This is a genomic window from Azohydromonas lata, assembly GCF_034427735.1.
Classification (GTDB): domain Bacteria; phylum Pseudomonadota; class Gammaproteobacteria; order Burkholderiales; family Burkholderiaceae_C; genus Azohydromonas; species Azohydromonas lata.
This window is the reverse complement of record NZ_JAXOJX010000009.1, coordinates 14,488-31,995: the sequence shown is the minus strand read 5'-3', so window position 1 is coordinate 31,995 and position 17,508 is coordinate 14,488. Positions and strand designations below refer to the sequence as shown.

The following is a 17,508-nucleotide window of genomic DNA, read 5'->3' as shown; positions in this document are numbered from 1 at the left end:
CTGTTGTGTCGCGGGTCAGCCGGCCACGCCGCTGCCCACCACCCATCTCACCAGCAGCACCAGCAGCGCCACGAACAGCGCCGCGGCCACGAGGCCGGCGACGATGACGTGTTGCGGCTTGAGCTGGCTGACATCCTGTTCATAGTCGCTGGCGCGGCGCACGCCGAAAAAAGACCACGCCACGGCCTTGAAACTGCGCAACCACGAGCCCCGGCGGCGCAGCGCCCGCCCCGCATCGCCATGGTCGGGGCGGCCGTTCACAGCCGTGGCTCCGCGCGGGCCGCCGCGCTCTTGCCCACCACTTCAAAGAAGGTGTAGGACAGCGTGATGGTCGTGACGTCGCGAGGCAACTTGGGGTCGATCACGAAAGCCACCGGCCACTGCCGCGATTCGCCCGGCGCAAGCGTGTACTCGTTGAAGCAGAAACACTCGACCTTGTTGAAGTAGGCCGTGGCCTGCTTGGGCGCATAGCTGGGAATGGCCTGCGCCGTCATGACGCGCGGCTGGCGGTTGCGGAATTCGTACATCACGGTGGCAAGCTCACCCGGATGCACCTTGAGTGTGGCCAGCGCGGGTTTGAAGTCCCAGGGTCCACGCGCATTGGCATCGAATTCCACAGTAATGGTGCGGCTGCGATCAACCTGGCTGTTGGCCGGCTGCGCGCTTGGGCGGCCAAATCCGGCGGCCTGGCGCTCCGACAGCGACAGCACGTTGATGCCCAGCGCCTCGCAGATGTGCTTGTACAGCGGCACCAACGCGTAACCAAAGCCGAACATCAGCACCGCCACCAGCGTGAGCTTGCCCACCATGCGCAGGTTGTCGCGGCGCAGGCGGGCGTGGCGGCGGGTGTCCATGCGCTGTGCTTTCCTGAGGTTGCCGGCTCAGGGGCCCAGCAGCACGATCTTGGCGACGTAGCCCGCGGCAAAAGCCGCGGCAACAGAGGCCAGGATCAGCGCCAGCCGCACGTTGCCGCGGCGGCGCTGCGCGTGCAGCTCATCGTCGCTCGGCGTGGTCACGACGTGCTCCATGCCGCGTTCAGCCCACCACGCGCGTGGCCGTGGCGTCGAGTTGCGGCGGCTTCTCGAAGGTATGGAAGGGCGCGGGTGACGGCACCTCCCACTCCAGCCCCTCGGCGCCGTCCCAGGGACGCTGCGGCGCAGGCTGTCCACGGCCGCGCATCATGGGCAGCACCACAAAAACGAAGAAGTACACCTGCATCAAGCCGAAGCCGAAAGCGCCGATGGAGGCCAGCGCGTTGAAGTCGGCGAACTGCATGGGGTAGTCGGCGTAGCGGCGCGGCATGCCGGCCAAGCCGAGGAAGTGCATGGGGAAAAAGGTAACGTTGAAGAAGATCAGCGAGCCCCAGAAATGCAGCTTGCCGCGGGTCTCGGAGTACATCGTCCCGGTCCACTTCGGACCCCAGTAGTACACGCCGGCGAAGAGCGCGAACAGCGATCCTGCCACCAGCACATAGTGGAAGTGGGCCACGACGTAGTAGGTGTCCTGCAGCTGTATGTCCACCGGCGCCATGGACAGGATCAGCCCCGTGAAGCCGCCCATGGAGAACACGAAGATGAAGCCCACGGCAAACAGCATGGGGGTCTCGAAGGTCATGGAGCCGCGCCACATGGTGGCGACCCAGTTGAACACCTTCACCCCCGTGGGGATGGCGATGAGCATGGTCGCGTACATGAAGAAGAGCTGTCCCGTCACTGGCATGCCGGTGGTGAACATGTGGTGCGCCCACACGATGAAGGACAGGATGGCGATGGACGCGGTGGCGTACACCATGGAGGTGTAGCCGAAGAGCTTCTTGCGGGCGAAGGCCGGAACGATCTGGCTGATGATGCCGAAGGCCGGCAAGATCATGATGTAGACCTCGGGGTGGCCAAAGAACCAGAAGATGTGCTGGTACATCACCGGGTCGCCGCCGCCGCCGGGCTGGAAGAAGGCGGTGCCGAAGTGGCGGTCCGTGAGCGTCATGGTGATGGCGCCGGCGAGCACGGGCATCACGGCGATCAGCAGATAGGCCGTGATCAGCCAGGTCCAGCAGAACAGCGGCATCTTCATCAGCGTCATGCCCGGCGCGCGCATGTTCAGGATGGTGACGATGATGTTGATGGAGCCCATGATGGAGCTCGCGCCCAGGATGTGCATGGCGAAGATGCCGGCGTCCATCGAGGGGCCCATCTGCAGCGTCAGCGGCGCGTAGAGCGTCCAGCCGGCTGCCGGCGCACCGCCGGGCATGAAGAAGGACGACACCAGCATCACCGCTGCGGGCACCATCAGCCAGAAGCTGAAGTTGTTCATGCGCGCAAACGCCATGTCAGGTGCACCGATCTGCAGCGGCACCATCCAGTTCGCGAAGCCCACGAACGCCGGCATGATGGCGCCGAACACCATGATGAGGCCATGCATGGTGGTGAACTGGTTGAACAGCTGCGGGTTGACGAACTGCAGCCCGGGCTGGAACAGCTCCAGCCGTATCAGCAGCGCCAGGATCCCGCCCACCATGAGCATGGTGAAGCTGAACAGCAGGTACAGCGTGCCTATGTCCTTGTGGTTGGTGGCAAAGAGCCAGCGCCGCCAGCCGTGCGGATGGTCGTGATGTTCGTCGTGGGCGGCGCCGTGATGGGGCAGAACTGCGCTCATGGAGGCTTTTTCCTTTCAGGCGACGCGGGTCACTTACGGGCCGCCACGATCTCGGCGGGCTGCACGATCTGGCCGGTATGGTTAGACCACGAGTTCTTGGTGTAGGTGATGACGGCGGCGATCTCGGTGTCGGAGAGCTGTTTCCACGAGGGCATGCCGTTGGGCAGTCCGTTGAGCAGCACGGTGATCTGCTTGCCCTTGTCGGCGTCGTTGACCACGGGCGAGCCGTCGAGTCTCTTGATGGGACCTGCGCCCTGCCCGTCAGGGCGGTGGCACACAGCGCAGTTGGCGGCATAGACCTTCTCGCCACGCGCCAACAAGTCGGCCTGCGTCCATACCTTGGCCGGATCGTCGGCCGCTGCGGCCATCTTCTTCTGCTGCGCCGCCACCCAGGCGCTGTAGTCGGCCTGCGACAGCACCTTCACGTGTATGGGCATATACGCGTGCTCCTTGCCGCAGAGTTCGGCGCACTGACCATAGAAGTCGCCGGTTTTGTCGGCGCGAAACCATGTGTCGCGCACAAAGCCGGGAATGGCATCCTGCTTGACGCCGAAGGCCGGAATCATCCAGGCATGAATCACGTCGCTGGCGGTGGTGACGATGCGGATCTTCTTGTCCACCGGCACCACCAGCGGGTTGTCGACCTTGAGCAGGTAATCGTCGCCTTGGGGCTTGCCGGCGTCGGACATCTGGCGCTGGCCCACGTCCAGCGTTGAGAGGAAGTTGATGCCCTGTCCTTCGCCGTTGAGGTAGTCGTAACCCCACTTCCATTGGTAGCCCGTGGCCTTGATGGTGAGGTCGGCGTTGGTGGTGTCCTTCATGGCCACCACGGCCTTCGTGGCAGGCAGCGCCATGCCGATGACGATGAGGAAGGGGACTATGGTCCAGGCCACTTCCACCGCCGTGCTTTCATGGAAGTTGGCGGCCTTGGCGCCACGCGAACGGCGGTGCTTGAGGATGGAATAGAACATCACGCCAAACACGGCCACGAAGATGACCGAGCAGATAACCAGCATGAAGTTGTGCAGCCACATCAGCTCAGCCGCCACGCGGGTGGCCGGCGGGTGCAGGTTGGTCTGATTGACGGCCGGGCCACCGGGCAGGTCGTTGACCGCCAGGGCCGCATGGGTGGCCAGCAGTGCACCCATGGCCAGTGCGGCGTGGGTGAAACGGTGCGTGAGCGTCCTGATGTTCTGCATGGTCCTCACTTGTGTTGCATTGCCGTGTTCTGGCGTTGGGCCGGTTGCAGGCTCATGGTGGTGTGCAGGGCCTGCCGCAGCTCCTGCGCCAGTTGCCAGCGCAGTTCCGGGCGCAGGTAGCGGCCTACGCGCATCTGTCGTCCCTCGCCCGACAGCTCGACCAGCGAGCCCTGCGCGCGCGCGGGCTCCACGCGCACACGCTCAGCGCGAAAGCGCGCCCGCTCCGTGCGCGTGCCGCAACAGTGCTCGACCACCAGCGCGCCATCGGCCAGGGTCAGCATTTCGCGGTCGGCGGCATGGCGGGCGCACAACAGCAGCACCGTGCCCAGCAAGGCCAGCTCACCAGCGACCAGCGCTGCCGCAACGGCCACCCCCTGCCACCAGAAGATGAGCGTCACCCCCAGCGCCACGCCGGCCAGCGCGCACCACAGGCCCACGTGCCGGCGTGGGCCCAGCGCGCCGTTGCGCCCGAGCACCCAGCGCAGGCCGTGGCCACCGTCGATTTCGCAACCAAACCGCCAGGCACCACGTGCAGCCGGTGTGGACCAGGGGCTTGGAGCAACGGTCGCAGTCATGTTGAAAGTCAAGGGACTGGGCCCGCCACAGAGACGCCGACGCGCCGTTGCCGCTGAAGCAGGTTTTGCAGGTTTCGTCATTGACTAAACGCAAATCCTGCTCCGGAACCGATGGATTCTAGGCAGAGTTTGCGCTGCGTCGAAGCATCTTTGCCTGATTCCGACGCCCCGTGCAACCTTGGGAAAACCTCAGGTGCGCCGCGATCTCACCATTTGCCGCATTTCTTCAAGGCCCACTTCGGTGCGTTCGGCCACGCGCGGACGCGGTGCGGCCTTGAAGGCGTGGCCATAGACCAGCTCGAAGGACAGCACCGGGCGCCCGTGCGTGCCGGCCAGGGCCTGCAGCGCCTCGCCCAGCCGGGCCTGCCAGCGCGGCGTGCGCAATCCTGGAACACGGCGCGGATCGGCGTTGGCGCCCAACCCGCGCAGCTCGGCCAGCAACGCGGCAGCGTCGGCCCAAGTCAGACGCACGGTTTCCTGGTCCATCACCGGATCGGCGAAGCCGGCGTGCACCAGCATGTCGCCCAAATCGTGCATGTCCACGAAGTCGGCCATGGGCGAGCCCCAGCCACGCTCGCGGTAGAGGCCGCGCAGCTCGGCCAGGGTGCCCGCGCCAAAGGTGGAGAACATCAGAAAGCCGTCCACCGCCAGCGCTGCGTGCCATCGGGCAAGCAGCGCCGTGGGATCGGCCTCGCCGTGCAGCGCCATGTTGGACCACAGCAACTCGGCACTGCCCGGCGCCACGGCCTGCTCGTCCAGCAGCGTGACGGCGGCGGGGCCCGCCCAGCGCTTGGGCGACCACCAGGGTGCCGGCACCGGGACAGAGCGGGCCTCCAGCACCTCGGCCGGTTCGACAGCCAGCAGTCGCGCCTGCGGATAGGCGTCCCGCAGCACCGCCTCGCTCGCACCCAGAAAGGACGACCACTGCAGCACCGTCTGCGGCGTGCGTCGGATCATGGGCAGCCGCTCGGCCATGCGGCGCGCCGCCTCGGCGTGCAGCCACGGCGGCTGTTCGGCGGCTGCCATGCGCCGCACGGCGCGCTGCGCGGCGCGCGTGTCGAAGGCGCGGGACGGGGTGGAGTCGGTGGAGGCGTTCATGGCGGGGCCGCGCAGTATATTGAGGCGATGCCCGCCAGCCGCGTTGAACGGGGTTTATCGGCCTTGGCCGCGCTGGCGGCGGCGATGCCCAGCCAGTGCGCCGTGTGCCGCTCCTGGGACGCCGGCCGGCTGTGCCGCCGCTGCCGCGAACGTTTCATTCCTCTGCTCCCCCGTTGCCCGGGCTGCGCGCTGCCGCTGGTGTGCGCGCACGCTCTTTGCGCCGATTGCCTGCGCCATCCCCTGCCCTTCGAGCGCTGCGTCGCCGCCCTGGACTACGCCTGGCCCTGGAGCAGCATCATCGGCCAGCTCAAGTTCCGCGGCGGGCTGGATCTGACGGGCGCGCTGTCCGCGCTGCTGCTACAGGCGCTGCGCCGCGAGGGCACGCCGCCGGCCGATCTACTGCTGCCGCTGCCCCTGGGCCCGCAGCGGCTGCGCGAGCGCGGCTACAACCAGTCGTGGGAGCTGGCACGGCGCGTGGCGCCGCCGCTGGACTTGGCCGCCGATGCGAAGCTGCTGCTGCGCCTTTTCGAGACACCGCGCCAAAGTGGCCTCGCGCAGGCCGAGCGCAGCGCCAACGTCCGGGGCGCCTTCGGGATCGCCCCGGGCCGCGCCAGTGCACTGCGCGGGTGCCGCGTCGCGTTGCTGGACGACGTCATGACCACCGGCGCCACCGCCGCCGAGGCCGCGCGCACGCTGCTGGACGCCGGGGCCGCGTCGGTGCAGCTGTGGGTGCTGGCGCGCACGCCACGGCCATCGGACACCTGAGCCCCGGCGGCCCTCCCGCACCCTCCCGCACAATCGCGCGATGTTTCACATCGTCCTCGTGCATCCGCAGATCCCGCCCAACACGGGCAACGTCATACGGCTGGCCGCCAACACCGGCTGCTCGCTGCACCTGGTGGAGCCGCTGGGTTTTTCGATGGAGGACAAGCTGCTGCAGCGCGCCGGCCTGGACTACCACGAGTACGCCAGCGTGCAGTGCCACGCTGACTGGGAGGCCTTCCTCGCCACCGCGCGGCCGGACCCGGCACGAATCTTTGCCTTCACCACCCGCGGCACACGCCACTTGGGCGACGTGGCCTGGCAGCCGGGGGACTGGCTGGTCTTCGGCAGCGAGACGGCCGGCTTGCCGCCTGAGCTGCGCGAGCGCTTCGCCCCCGAACAACGGCTGCGCCTGCCCATGCTGCCCGGCCAGCGCAGCCTCAACCTGAGCAACGCGGTGGCGGTGTCGGTGTTCGAGGCGTGGCGGCAAAACGGCTACGCCGGCGCCGTGTAAGGTTCCGCGCGTCGTCACAGACCGCGAAAAGCAACGGGGCCGGTCAAGCCGGCCCCAGATTCATTCGAGCGTGCGGACGGCTTACCCGCAGCGCTCCGTGTTGGGCGCACGCTGCATGAGCTGGCCCACGGCCTGCTGCGGCGTGAGGCGCCCTTCGAGCACGGCCACCACGGCCTCGGTGATGGGCATCTCCACGCCCTTGTCACGCGCGCGACGGGCCACGGTAGCGGCGCTGTAGACGCCCTCGGCCACGTGGCCCAACTCGGCCAGCACCTGCGCCAGCGTCTTGCCGGCAGCCAATTGCAGGCCTACGCGGCGGTTGCGCGAGAGGTCACCCGTGGCGGTGAGCACCAGATCGCCCAAGCCGGAGAGGCCCATGAAAGTCTCGACCTTCGCGCCCAGCGCCAGGCCCAGCCGCGTCATCTCGGCCAGGCCGCGCGTGATGACGGCGGCGCGGGCGTTGAGGCCCAGTTCCAGCCCGTCACACATCCCGGTGGCGATGGCCAACACGTTTTTCACCGCGCCGCCCACCTCAACGCCGACCGGGTCGTCGCAGGTGTAGATGCGCAGCGCCTCACCGTGGAAAGCCTGCACCGCCAACTCGCACAGCGCTGCGTTGGCGCTGGCGGCCACCAGTGCCGTGGGCTGCAGCTTTGCCACCTCGGCGGCGAAGCTGGGCCCGGAGAGCACGCCGGTGACGGCTTGTGGGCAGGCTTCGCGCGCGATCTCGTGGCCCAACAGGCCCGTACCGGCTTCGAAACCCTTGCACAGCCATAAGGCGCGCGAGCCCGCGGGCAGCGCCTGCAGCATGCCGCGCAGTCCCGCCATGGGCGTGGCGATGACGAGCAGGCCCTCGCGCGCATGCGCCAGCGCCGCATCGAAATCGCTGCCCACGGCCAGCGCCGCGGGCAGCTCCACTTCCGGCAGGTAGCGGGTGTTGCGGCGCTGCGCGTGCAGGGCCTGCGCCTGCTGCGCATCGCGCGCCCACAGCAGCACCTCGTGGCGCACGGCCGCCTGCACTCCCAGTGCGGTGCCCCAGGCGCCCGCGCCCAGCACGCTGATCTTCATGCCGCGGCCGGACAAGGCGTCGTCAGGCGACGGCGCCCTGCGCGGCCAGCTGCTGCTGCTGCGCTTCGAACATGGCCTGGAAGTTCACCTCGGCCAGCATCACCGGCGGGAAGCCGGCGCGGGTGCATATGTCGGAGACGATGGCGCGCAGGTACGGGTAGACCATGCCCGGGCAGGCAATGCCGATGATGGCCTGCAGCTGGTCCTGCGGAATGTTGCGGATCTCGAAGATGCCGGCCTGCTTGGCCTCGACCAGGAACAGCGTCTTTTCGCCGATCTTGGTGGTGACGGTGGCGGTCACGCAGACTTCGTAGATGCCCTCTTCGCTGATGGTCTCGGCAGACAGGCCCAGGTTGATCTCGACCTGCGGCTGCTGCTGCTCGGTGAGGATCTGGGGCGAGTTCGGCTGCTCCAGCGACAGGTCCTTAAGGTACATGCGCTGGATCTGGAACACCGGGGTCTGCTCTTGGTCGGCCATGGTTCTGTCTCTGAGAAAAGAAGGCCCGCGACATGCGGGCGTGGCCGATTATTACGCAGCGCCGGAGCGCTCCTTTGCACCCGCCGGGGGCGCGCCGGCTCAGGCGTTGAGCAGCGGCATGAGGCCACCGCGCTGGTCCAGCGCGATGAGGTCATCGCAGCCGCCGACATGCGTATCGCCGATGAAGATCTGCGGCACCGTGCGGCGCCCGGTGATCTTCATCATGGTCTCGCGCTGCGAGGGGTCTTGGTCGATGCGCACTTCCTCGATGTGCTCGACACCGCGCTGCTTGAGCAACTGCTTGGCTCGCTGGCAGTAGGGACAGACCAGCGTGGTGTACATCTTGACGGCATTCATCACGGGAAACGCGGCTCGCGCGGCGGTTGGTGAAAACGAAGTGAATTGTCCGCAGCGCCTTCAACCCTTGCCGGCGGCGGGCGACTTGCCCCTGCCACCGGCCGGCTCAAGGCGCAGCTCAGCATCCCATGCCGTTGCGCAGGCAACCGCCTGCGCGAGGCTTGCGGCGGATGCAGCGCACGGGGCTTCAGGCCGCGGTTTCGGTGGGCAGGTTGGCTTCGCGCCAGGCCGCCAGGCCACCGGCCACGACCTGGGTGTTTTCATAGCCGCGCTTCTTGAGCAGGGCCACGGCACGGCCGGCGCGCGCGCCGGTGGCGCACAGCACCAGCAGCGGCAGCGCCTTGTTGGCGGGCAGGTTGGTGGCGGCCTCGATCTGCGACAGCGGCACGTTGCGCGCACCCACCGCATGCCCGGCGGCAAATTCGGCAGGCTCGCGCACGTCTATGAGCACGCCTTTTTCGCGGTTGATCAGCCGCACCGCTTCCGCGGTGCTCACGCCACCACCACCGCCGGCACCGCCGCGAATGACGGGCCACAGCAACAGCCCGCCGGAGACGAGCGCGGTGAGGATCAGGTACCAGTTGTCGAGCAGGAATCTCACGGCGTTCAGTAGGGTGGCCAAAGCGGCGGATTATAGAATTTGCAGCTTTGCCGCCGCCCGCGCCACCTGTGCCGTCCGGGATGAGCGCCGGCCGCGACGCAGCGCCTTTCGTCCACTTTTGAGCAGCCCGCCCATGTACAAGCTTGTCCTGATCCGCCACGGCGAATCGACCTGGAACCTCGAAAACCGCTTCACCGGCTGGACCGACGTGCCGCTGACCGACACCGGCGTGGCCCAGGCCCGCCAGGCCGGCAAGCTGCTCAAGGAAGGCGGCTGGGAATTCGACGTCGCCTACACCTCCGTGCTCAAGCGCGCCATCTGGACGCTGTGGCACTGCCTGGACGAGATGGACCGCACCTGGCTGCCCGTGGTCAAGGACTGGCGCCTCAACGAGCGCCACTACGGCGCGCTGCAAGGCCTCAACAAGGCCGACATGGCCAAGCAGTACGGCGACGAGCAGGTGCTGGTGTGGCGCCGCAGCTACGACACCCCGCCGCCCGCCCTGGAGTCCGACGACCCCCGCGGCCAGCGCCAGGACCTGCGCTACGGCCAGCTCGCGGCCGAGCAGATCCCGCTGACCGAGTGCCTCAAGGACACCGTCGCCCGCGTGCTGCCGGCCTGGAACGAAGTGCTCGCCCCCGCCATCAAGTCCGGCCAGCGCATCGTCATCGCCGCCCACGGCAACAGCATCCGCGCCCTGGTGAAGTACCTCGACGGCATCAGCGACGCCGACATCGTGGGCCTGAACATCCCCAACGGCATCCCCATGGTCTACGAGCTCGACGCCGAGCTGAAGCCCATCCGCCGCTACTACTTGGGTGACGCCGAAGCCGCCGCCAAGGCCGCCGCCGCCGTGGCCAGCCAGGGCAAGGCCTGACGCGCCAAAGCGCGCTCATCCGCGCAAAAGCAAAGGGGCCGCAAGGCCCCTTTTCATTTGACGTGACGCCTTCAGCGGCAGGCCCGCCCCGCTGCCCTATTCACAGCCCCACAGCTCCCGTACCGCCTGCGCCAGCAGCGGCGCCACGCTCACGGCGTTGGAGGCATGCGGCACGGCGTCCGTGCTCCAGACGTGGCGCACGCCGGCCTCGTGCAGCCGCTGCAGCGCATCGCCCACGAAGAGCGCGTGCGTCACCGCCACGTCCACCGAGGCCGCACCGCGCGCCAGCGCCTGCTGCGCCGCGGCGATGAGCGTCTGCCCCGTGCTGGCCACGTCGTCCAGCAGCACGACGGCGCGGCCCTGCAACGCCAGCGGCGGCAGCTCCAGGACGACCTCGTGGTCGCCCAGGCGGCGCTTGCGGCCCACGCCGTGCGTCAGGCCGCGCTCCTGCGCCGCAACGCTCACCCACTGCGCCGCCTCCTCGTCCGGGCCGATCAGCACCGGCTCGCCCAACTGCTGCGCCACCCACTGGCCCAACAGCGGCGCCGCCGACAGCGCCACGCCGCGCCGGCCCGGGAACAGCGCCTCCATGGAACGCACGCGGTGCAGGTGCGGGTCCACCGTCAGCACCGCGTCGAACAGGCCGCCCAACAGCGCCGCCACGTGGCGCTGGCTCACCACCTCGCCCGGCGTGAAGGCCATGTCCTGGCGCATGTAGGCCAGGTAGGGCGACAGCAGCACGATCTCATTCGCCCCCAGCTCGCGCGCCGCCGGCGCGCACAGCAGCAGCTCCACCAGCTTCTCGTTGGGCTGCTGCAGCCCCCGCAGCAGCAGCACGCGCGGCGGCAAGTTGTCGGGCAACCGCAGCCGCAACTCGCCGTCCGGGAAACGGTGGCACCGCACCCAGCCCAGCGGCACGTCCAGCGCGTAGGCCAGGGCCTGCGCCAGCGGCGCCTCGTCGTCGAAAGCCAGCAGCATGTGCTCGCTCATGCCATCTCCAGACTTATTGCGATAAGGGGAAGCGGCGGCACGGCTGCGGCTTCCTGCGTGGCTTCAGCGCCCGTCCCGCAGCGCCTGCGCGATGGTCTCGCGCAACTGCGCGGCCAGCGCACGGCGGTCGGCGTGCGCCACCGCCTGCGGTGCCAGCACCTGCAGCGACACCGACAAATCCTGCGCGCAGGCCAGCCGCCACAGGCTCTGGCCCAGCGACATGTCGCCCACGAAGGCGGCCGACGGGCTCACCAAATGCCCCGGCTCGCTGTAGCGCAGCGCCACGGGCTGCACCGGGGCGCCGCTGGCGATCACGGCCTGCAGCAAGTTGGCGTGAAAGGGCAGCGGCTCATGGCCCGTGCCCGTGGTGCCCTCGGGGAAGACGGCCACCGTGTCGCCCTCCTGCAGCGCCTGCGTGATGGTGTGCAGCACGCGCATGGCGTCGCGCGCGCGCTCGCGCTGCAGGTACAGCGTGCCCGCACCGTCCACCAGCCGCCCAACCAGCGGCCACTGCCGCACCTCGGCCTTGGAGACGAAGCGTGCGCTTGGGCACAGCGCGTGAATGGCGGCGATGTCCAGCCACGACACGTGGTTGGCCACGATGAGCTTGGCCCCGGCGTGGAAGCCGCCGTGCGCATGCAGCTCCAGCCCAAGCCCGGCCAGCAGCTGGCGCGACCACGAGGCGATGCGCGCCTGCCGCCGCGCCGGCGTCCAGCCGGGGAACAGCAGCAGGACGATCAAGAGCCCGCGCACCCCGTGCAGCACCGTGCGCGCCAGGCGCCAGAGGGCGCGCAGCCGCCGCAATGGCGGCACCGTACCCAGCGCGGGCACCGCCCGCAACGAAGTCGAGTCGGACGGTCCTTGCATGGGGCCGGTGCGCCGGGGTGAGCGGTTAGAAAGCCTCGTGCGCCACCGTGCCGGCCACCAGCGTGGCCACCACGCGCCCGGGCAGCAGGCTGCCGGTGAGCTCGAAGGCAAAGGGCGTGTGCTTGCCCTGGCTGCGCAGTTGCGCGGCGTCCAGACCCCACTGCGCCTGCGGGTCGAACAGGCAGATGTCGGCCACGCCGCCCTCCACCACGCGGCCCGCGCTGGAGGCCAGCGAGCCCAGCGCCTCGCCCAACACGGCCACCGGGCCGCAGGTCACGCGCGCCAGCGACTCGGCTATGGACAGCTGCTGCTCCTGGCCCCACTTGAGCGCCAGGCTCAGCAGCAGCTCCAGGCCCGTGGCGCCGGGCTCGGCCTCGGCGAAGGGCAGGTTCTTGGCGTCCTCGTCCACCGGCGTGTGGTCCGACACCAGCGCGTCTACCGTCCCATCGGCCAGCGCGGCGCGCAGCGCATCGCGGTCGCGCTGCTGGCGCAGCGGCGGCGTGAGGCGCATGGCGGCGTTGAAGTAGCCGATGTCCACGTCGGTGAGGTGCAGCGAGTTGATGCTCACGTCCGCCGTCACCGGCAGGCCCTGGGCCTTGGCCTGGCGCAGCAGTTCCACGCCTTCGGCGCTGGAGAGGCGGCACAGGTGCACGCGCGCGCCGGTGGCCCGCACCAGCTCGAAGATGGTGTGCAGCGCCACCGTCTCGGCCGCCACCGGCACGCCGGCCAGGCCCAGCCGCGTGGCCACCGCGCCGCTGGCCGCCACGCCCGCGCCCAGCCACGGGTCCTGCGGGCGCAGCCACACGGTGTAGCCGTAGGTGGAGGCGTACTGCATGGCGCGCAGCAGCACCTGGGTGTCGCGCACCGGCGCCTCGGCCTGCGCGAAGCCCACGCAGCCGGACTCGGTGAGCTCGGCCATCTCCGTGAGCGCCTTGCCCTCCAGCCCGCGGGTGAGCGCCCCCAGCGGGAAGAGGCGGCAGCGGCTGAGCTTGCGGGCGCGGAACTTGAGCATGTCCACCAGGCCCGGCTCGTCCAGCGCGGGGTCGGTGTCGGGCGGGCAGACCAGGCTGGTGACGCCGCCGGCCGCCGCGGCGGCGAGCTCGCTTTCCAGCATGCCCTCGTGCTCGTGGCCGGGCTCGCGCAGCCGCGCGGAGAGGTCCACCAGGCCCGGGGCGACCACCAGGCCCGCGGCGTCGATGACGCGCTCGGCCTCGAAGTCCGGGTTGACGTTGCCCACGGTGAGGATGCGGCCCGCGGCGATGGCCACGTCGGCCACTTCGTCGCGGCCGGAGGCCGGGTCCACGACGCGGCCGTTCTTGATCAGGATCTTCATGAACTGGAGAACGCGTTCGTTGTCAGGCGTCGTTGCCGGCCAGGATGCTCATCACCGCCATGCGCACGGCGATGCCGAAAGTGACCTGCGGCAGGATCACGCTGTGGCGCCCGTCGGCCACGCTGGAGTCGATCTCCACGCCGCGGTTGATGGGGCCCGGGTGCATGACGATGGCGTCAGGCCGCGCCAGCGCGAGCTTTTCCTCGGTCAGGCCGTAGTGCTTGAAGAACTCGCCGGCCGAGGGCAGCAGCGCGCCGCCCATGCGCTCGTTCTGCAGCCGCAGCATGATGATCACGTCGGCGTCGCGGATGCCCTCGGCCATGTCGCGGCACACGCGCACGCCCATGTCGCGCAGGTTGTCCGGCACCAGCGTCTTGGGGCCCACCGCGCGGATCTCCGGCACGCCCAACGTGGACAGCGCATGGATGTCCGAGCGCGCCACGCGCGAGTGGACGATGTCGCCCACGAGGGCCACCGTGAGGTTGGTGAAGTCCTTCTTGAAGTGCCGGATCGTGTACATGTCCAGCAGCCCCTGCGTCGGGTGCGCATGGCGCCCGTCGCCGGCGTTGACCACGTGCACGTGCGGCGCGCAGTGCTGGGCGATCAGGTAGGGCGCGCCGGACTCGCTGTGCCGCACCACGAACATGTCGGCCTGCATGGCCGAGAGGTTGGCGATGGTGTCGAGCAGGCTCTCGCCCTTGGCGGTGGAAGAGCGCGCGATGTCCAGGTTGATCACGTCGGCCGACAGCCGCTTGGCCGCGATCTCGAACGTGGTGCGCGTGCGCGTGGAGTTCTCGAAGAACAGGTTGAACACGCTCTTGCCGCGCAGCAGCGGCACCTTCTTGATGTCGCGCTCGCCCACGGCGAGGAAGGTGGAAGCGGTGTCCAGGATCTGCGTGAGCACCGCGCGCGGCAGGCCCTCGGTGGACAGCAGGTGGATCAGCTCGCCGTGGCTGTTGAGCTGGGGATTGCGGCGCGAGAGCATCAGGCGGCGGCCTCCAGTGCGAAGGTGAAGCGGCCCGCGGCGTCACGCGCGAGCGACAGGCGTTGTTCGGCCGGCAGCGTGAGCTTGGCCGCGGCGTAGGCGGGCTCTATGGGCAGCTCGCGTCCGCCGCGGTCCACCAGCACGGCCAGCGTGACGCTGGCGGGGCGGCCGAAGTCGAAGAGCTCGTTGATCACCGCGCGCGTGGTGCGCCCGGTGTAGAGCACGTCGTCTATGAGGATGACGTGGCGCCCGTCGATGCTGAAGGGCAGCTTGGTGGCGTCGGAGGCGTGCATGCCGCGCTCGCTGAAGTCGTCGCGGTGCAGCGCGCTGGAGATGACGCCGTGCGTGCCGGCAAGGCGCAGGTCGGCCTGCAGCCGCTCGGCCAGCCAGGCGCCGCCGCTCCAGATGCCCACCAGCGCGGCTTGTTCGGTTTGGGCGGGGCGCAACAGGCGCGAAACGCCGCGCAGCAGCTCGCCGTACAGCGCCTCGGCGTCCAGGGAAAGGGTGCTCATGCTTGTCGGAGGAATTGCTCCAGGATCAACGCGGCCGAGGCCGCGTCCAGGTCGCGCGCACCGCCGGCCTCGGCCTCGGTGCTGGTGTAGCGCTCGTCCACCTCATGCACCGGCAGCCTGAAGCGGCCGTGCAACTGGCGGGCAAAGCGCTGCGCGCGGCGCGTATTGTCGTGCGGCGCCCCGTCGGGGTGGCGCGGCACGCCCACCACCAGCGCGTCAGGCTGGTAGTCGCGTATGAATTTCTCTATGGCGGCGAAGCGCTCGTCAGCCTTCTCGGTGGCGATGGTCTTGAGCGGCGTGGCGCTGCGCGTGACGGTGTTGCCGCTGGCCACGCCGGTGCGCTTGGCACCGAAGTCGAAGGCGAGAAAGCTTTGCGCGCGGCCTGCGGGACCCGCGCTCATTGGGGCACCCTCGCGCTGCGCGCGGTCCCGCCAAGCGGGACGGAGCGCCCCCTTCGGAGCGGCCGGGCGGGGGCGCTCATGCGTGCCCCGCCTCGCCGCTGAGCATGCGCGGGTCTATGCCCAGCAGCGCCAGCGCGCGCTCGTAGCGCTGTTCCACCGGAGTGTCGAAGATGATTTGCGGGTCGGCCGCCACGTTGAGCCAGCCGTTGCGCGCGATCTCGCTCTCCAGCTGCCCGGCGCCCCAGCCGCTGTAGCCCAGCGTCACCAGCACCTTGCGCGGGCCCGCGCCCTGGGAGAGGGCTTCGAGCACGTCCTTGCTGGTGGTCATGCCCAGGCCGCCCGGGACGACGAGCGTGGAGCTGTACTGCCCGCTGCCGCTGCCGTGCGCCTCGTGCAGCACGAAACCGCGCTCGGTCTGCACCGGGCCGCCGAAGTACACCGGCTCGTCCATCAGGTCGTCGCGGTCCAGCCGCAGGTCCACCTTCTCGAACAGGTTCTTCAGCGAGATGTCGGTGGGCTTGTTGATCATCAGCCCAAGGGCGCCCTTGTCGCTGTGCTCGCACAGGTACACCACCGCACCGGCGAAGTTGTCGTCCGCCATGCCAGGCATGGCAATCAGGAACTGGTTTGTCAGGTCGATGCCACGCTCAGCCATGCTCCAATTCTATTCCCCGGGCCACACTGCCACCCGTGAACAAGGACCTTGACACCGCCTTGGTCTGGTTCCGGCGCGACCTGCGCGCCGACGACCAGGCCGCCCTCTACCACGCCCTGCGCCATGCCCGGCGCGTGTGGTGCGCCTTCGTCTTCGACACCGACATCCTCGCCGGCCTGCCGCGCCAGGACCGGCGCGTGGAGTTCATACGCGACAGCCTCATCGGCCTGGACGCGCAGCTGCACGCCCTGGGCGCCGCGCACGGCCACGAGCACTGCGGGCTGATCGTGCGCCACGGCCACGGCGCCGAGGAGATCGTGCGCCTGGCCCGCCAGCTCCACGTGCAGGCCGTCTACCTCAACCACGACGACGAGCCCGCCGCGCTGGAGCGCGACGCCCGCGTGCGCGGCACCCTGGCCGGCGACGGCATCGCCCTGCACGCCAGCAAGGACCACCTCATCTTCGAGCGCAACGAGGTGCTCAGCGGCGGTGGCACGCCCTACAGCGTGTTCACGCCCTACTTCAACGCCTGGCTGAAGAAGCTCGACGAGTTTTATCTCTCGCCCTACCCCGTCTCGCGCCACGCCGCGTCGCTGGCCCCCGTGCCGCAGGAGTTCCGCCAAGGCATCCCGTCCCTGGAAGCCCTGGGCTTCGAGCCCACCAACCTGCACCAGTTGAAGTTGCCCACGGGCCCGACCGGCGCGCAGGCGCTGCTGGAGGAATTCCTGGCCGAGCGCGTGGACCGTTACGACGCCACGCGCGACTTCCCCGCGGTGAAAGGCCCAAGCTACCTGGGCACGCACCTGCGCTTCGGCACGGTGTCGGTGCGCCAGCTCGCGCGCGAGGCCTGGCACCGCGTGCAGGCGGGCTCCAGCGGCGCGCGGGTGTGGCTGTCGGAGCTGGCTTGGCGCGACTTCTTCCAGCAGGTCCTCTTCCACCACCCGCGCGTGGTGGAGCACGCCTACCGCGCCGAGTTCGACCACGTGAAGTGGGAAAAGGGCAAGCACGCCGACGCCCTCTTCGCCGCCTGGTGCGAGGGCCGCACCGGCTACCCGCTGGTGGACGCCGCCATGCTGCAGCTCGCCCAAAGCGGCTACCAGCACAACCGGCTGCGCATGGTCACGGCCAGCTTCCTGGTCAAGGACTTGGGGCTGGACTGGAAGCGCGGCGAGCGCTGGTTCGCCTTGAAGCTCAACGACTACGAGCTGGCCTCCAACAACGGCAACTGGCAGTGGGCGGCGGGCACGGGCTGCGACCCGCAGCCGTGGTTCCGCATCTTCAACCCGGTGAGCCAGAGCAAGCGATTCGACCCGCAAGGCCGCTTCATACGCCGCTACCTGCCGCAACTGGCGAAGTTGCCGGACGACATGATCCACGCGCCCTGGCTGGCCAAGCCGCTGGACCTGCAGGCCGCCGGTATAGCGCTGGGCGTGGACTACCCGCAGCCCATCGTGGACCACGAGGCGGCGCGGCAGAAGACGATGGCGCGCTTTGACGTGGTGAAGCAGGCCAAGGCCGCCAAGGCCGCGGCCGCCGCGGCCAGGAAGGCGCAGGCCGCCGGGGTGGATTGAGCGCCCGGCCCTG

Annotated in this window: 22 protein-coding genes; 4 read left to right on the top strand and 18 right to left on the bottom strand. The window is 69.4% G+C overall.

Annotated elements, in window-relative coordinates; translation table 11 throughout:
- Positions 1–15: 15 nt before the first annotated feature.
- The 7 genes from SM757_RS07825 to SM757_RS07795 all read right to left on the bottom strand — a co-directional run bounded on the left by SM757_RS07825 (position 16) and on the right by SM757_RS07795 (position 5,524).
- Entirely contained in the window at positions 16–261 is a 246-nt protein-coding gene (locus SM757_RS07825; protein ID WP_066337411.1) for a DUF2970 domain-containing protein, read from the bottom strand.
- On the bottom strand, positions 258–854 hold the full coding sequence (locus SM757_RS07820) for a cytochrome c oxidase assembly protein (protein ID WP_322465020.1): 597 nt from the start codon (positions 852–854) through the stop codon (positions 258–260). The genes SM757_RS07825 and SM757_RS07820 overlap by 4 nt, the downstream gene beginning before the upstream one ends.
- A 27-nt stretch (positions 855–881) precedes the next feature.
- The gene (locus SM757_RS07815) at positions 882–1,016 is read right to left on the bottom strand and encodes a cytochrome oxidase small assembly protein (protein ID WP_373862993.1); all 135 of its coding nucleotides are present in this window, start codon (positions 1,014–1,016) and stop codon (positions 882–884) included.
- Between the two features lie 19 nt (positions 1,017–1,035).
- A complete protein-coding gene (gene ctaD / locus SM757_RS07810; protein WP_322465019.1) occupies positions 1,036–2,652 on the bottom strand; it encodes a cytochrome c oxidase subunit I in 1,617 nt (538 codons plus the stop codon).
- A gap of 29 nt (positions 2,653–2,681) precedes the next feature.
- Positions 2,682–3,851, bottom strand: a complete 1,170-nt coding sequence (gene coxB / locus SM757_RS07805) for a cytochrome c oxidase subunit II (protein ID WP_322465018.1) — start codon at positions 3,849–3,851, stop codon at positions 2,682–2,684.
- A gap of 5 nt (positions 3,852–3,856) precedes the next feature.
- A complete protein-coding gene (locus SM757_RS07800; protein WP_322465017.1) occupies positions 3,857–4,426 on the bottom strand; it encodes a DUF2244 domain-containing protein in 570 nt (189 codons plus the stop codon).
- 189 nt (positions 4,427–4,615) lie between these two features.
- A complete protein-coding gene (locus SM757_RS07795; protein WP_322465016.1) occupies positions 4,616–5,524 on the bottom strand; it encodes a methyltransferase domain-containing protein in 909 nt (302 codons plus the stop codon).
- 27 nt (positions 5,525–5,551) lie between these two features.
- On the opposite strand from SM757_RS07795, the gene SM757_RS07790 reads away from it, so the two are divergent.
- A complete protein-coding gene (locus tag SM757_RS07790; protein ID WP_322465015.1) occupies positions 5,552–6,289 on the top strand; it encodes a ComF family protein in 738 nt (245 codons plus the stop codon).
- A 40-nt stretch (positions 6,290–6,329) separates the two neighbouring features.
- The gene (gene trmL, locus SM757_RS07785) at positions 6,330–6,800 is read left to right on the top strand and encodes a tRNA (uridine(34)/cytosine(34)/5-carboxymethylaminomethyluridine(34)-2'-O)-methyltransferase TrmL (RefSeq protein WP_322465014.1); all 471 of its coding nucleotides are present in this window, start codon (positions 6,330–6,332) and stop codon (positions 6,798–6,800) included.
- Positions 6,801–6,881: 81 nt separating this feature from the next.
- Here the strand turns inward: trmL and SM757_RS07780 are convergent, their stop codons facing one another.
- From SM757_RS07780 to SM757_RS07765, 4 genes are all read right to left on the bottom strand, one after another.
- A complete protein-coding gene (locus tag SM757_RS07780) occupies positions 6,882–7,868 on the bottom strand; it encodes an NAD(P)H-dependent glycerol-3-phosphate dehydrogenase (protein ID WP_322465013.1) in 987 nt (328 codons plus the stop codon).
- A gap of 22 nt (positions 7,869–7,890) precedes the next feature.
- Positions 7,891–8,346 (bottom strand): protein-export chaperone SecB, encoded by a 456-nt coding sequence (secB, locus tag SM757_RS07775; RefSeq protein WP_322465012.1) that lies wholly within the window; start codon positions 8,344–8,346, stop codon positions 7,891–7,893.
- A 99-nt stretch (positions 8,347–8,445) separates the two neighbouring features.
- Positions 8,446–8,703 (bottom strand): glutaredoxin 3, encoded by a 258-nt coding sequence (gene grxC, locus SM757_RS07770; protein ID WP_066337400.1) that lies wholly within the window; start codon positions 8,701–8,703, stop codon positions 8,446–8,448.
- 187 nt (positions 8,704–8,890) lie between these two features.
- A complete protein-coding gene (locus tag SM757_RS07765) occupies positions 8,891–9,304 on the bottom strand; it encodes a rhodanese-like domain-containing protein (RefSeq protein ID WP_066337463.1) in 414 nt (137 codons plus the stop codon).
- A 133-nt stretch (positions 9,305–9,437) separates the two neighbouring features.
- Here SM757_RS07765 and gpmA point away from each other — a divergent pair, with 133 nt between their 5' ends.
- On the top strand, positions 9,438–10,181 hold the full coding sequence (gene gpmA / locus SM757_RS07760; protein WP_322465011.1) for a 2,3-diphosphoglycerate-dependent phosphoglycerate mutase: 744 nt from the start codon (positions 9,438–9,440) through the stop codon (positions 10,179–10,181).
- A gap of 96 nt (positions 10,182–10,277) precedes the next feature.
- Here gpmA and SM757_RS07755 read toward each other — a convergent pair whose 3' ends face one another.
- The 7 genes from SM757_RS07755 to SM757_RS07725 form a co-directional block, all read right to left on the bottom strand.
- Positions 10,278–11,171 (bottom strand): ribose-phosphate diphosphokinase, encoded by an 894-nt coding sequence (locus tag SM757_RS07755; RefSeq protein WP_322465010.1) that lies wholly within the window; start codon positions 11,169–11,171, stop codon positions 10,278–10,280.
- A 63-nt stretch (positions 11,172–11,234) separates the two neighbouring features.
- A complete protein-coding gene (locus SM757_RS07750) occupies positions 11,235–12,038 on the bottom strand; it encodes a lysophospholipid acyltransferase family protein (RefSeq protein ID WP_322465009.1) in 804 nt (267 codons plus the stop codon).
- Positions 12,039–12,063: 25 nt separating this feature from the next.
- The gene (locus tag SM757_RS07745) at positions 12,064–13,371 is read right to left on the bottom strand and encodes a dihydroorotase (RefSeq protein ID WP_322465008.1); all 1,308 of its coding nucleotides are present in this window, start codon (positions 13,369–13,371) and stop codon (positions 12,064–12,066) included.
- Between the two features lie 22 nt (positions 13,372–13,393).
- Positions 13,394–14,356, bottom strand: a complete 963-nt coding sequence (locus tag SM757_RS07740; RefSeq protein WP_322465007.1) for an aspartate carbamoyltransferase catalytic subunit — start codon at positions 14,354–14,356, stop codon at positions 13,394–13,396.
- On the bottom strand, positions 14,356–14,868 hold the full coding sequence (gene pyrR / locus SM757_RS07735) for a bifunctional pyr operon transcriptional regulator/uracil phosphoribosyltransferase PyrR (protein WP_066337391.1): 513 nt from the start codon (positions 14,866–14,868) through the stop codon (positions 14,356–14,358). The genes SM757_RS07740 and pyrR overlap by 1 nt, the downstream gene beginning before the upstream one ends.
- Entirely contained in the window at positions 14,865–15,269 is a 405-nt protein-coding gene (gene ruvX, locus SM757_RS07730; protein ID WP_066337390.1) for a Holliday junction resolvase RuvX, read from the bottom strand. Before ruvX ends, pyrR begins: the two co-directional genes overlap by 4 nt.
- 76 nt (positions 15,270–15,345) lie before the next feature.
- The gene (locus tag SM757_RS07725) at positions 15,346–15,924 is read right to left on the bottom strand and encodes a YqgE/AlgH family protein (RefSeq protein ID WP_066337389.1); all 579 of its coding nucleotides are present in this window, start codon (positions 15,922–15,924) and stop codon (positions 15,346–15,348) included.
- 35 nt (positions 15,925–15,959) lie between these two features.
- Here SM757_RS07725 and SM757_RS07720 point away from each other — a divergent pair, with 35 nt between their 5' ends.
- Entirely contained in the window at positions 15,960–17,495 is a 1,536-nt protein-coding gene (locus tag SM757_RS07720) for a cryptochrome/photolyase family protein (RefSeq protein ID WP_322465006.1), read from the top strand.
- Positions 17,496–17,508: the final 13 nt, after the last annotated feature.